1 protein-coding gene is annotated in these 696 nt (G+C 72.0%); it reads right to left on the bottom strand.

What is annotated here, in order from left to right; all coding sequences use genetic code 11:
• Nucleotides 1-696 (bottom strand): hypothetical protein (locus L6Q96_23290; GenBank protein MCK6557473.1); only part of this gene is annotated, 696 nt, incomplete at both ends.

Raw genomic sequence — 696 nt, 5'->3', positions numbered from 1 at the left:
GCCGCCGGCGAGGCCGTTCGGCGAGGTCACGGTGTCGCCACTCGTGCAGTTGCTGGTGCCGAAGCCGTCGCAGACCTTGCCCTCGGAGACGGCCGTCGTCTGGTTGCCGGAGAAGTGGATGCCGGCGTAGACGGTGTTGCCGCTCGGGCTCACCGCCAGCGGGCGCGGTGTGTCCCCGAAGAGCGTCATGATCCGCACGGGCGTCCCGCCGAAGCCCGTGCCGAGCGCGGCCGGATCGAAGACCCACACGTCGGCGCGGTTCACGCCGGGCGTGGTGAGCTGGGGGTCCCCCGCCCCGGGCACGCCCGCGATGCTCGGGTTGGTGCGCTGCTGGCCGCGATGGGCGGTGGTGATGAAGGCACGCTTGGTCGTGCCCGCGAAGACGATGTCGCGCGGCTCGTCGCCGACCAGGAGGGTGCGCACCACCTTCGGGGAGGCGAGCGTGCTCACGTCCACGATCGAGACGCTGTCCGAGAGGTGGTTCACCACCCAGACCTCGGTGTCGGAGCGGGCCGCCACCGCGACCGGCTCCATGCCGACCGCCACCGTCGCCACCAGGGTGAGGCCGCCGCTGCCGTCGATCGTGTAGACCTCGAGCCGGTTGTTCGGCGTGTTGGCGGCGAAGAGACGGGTCCCGCCGGGCGACATCGCCAGCGGTCGAACCAGCCCGCTCTCGAACTCGACGAAGCTGGGCGC

It is taken from the genome of Candidatus Binatia bacterium (assembly GCA_023150935.1).
Lineage (GTDB): Bacteria > Desulfobacterota > Binatia > HRBIN30 > HRBIN30 > JAKLJW01.
Note: the sequence above shows the minus strand (reverse complement) of the source record. Positions and strands in the feature narration are given on the sequence as shown.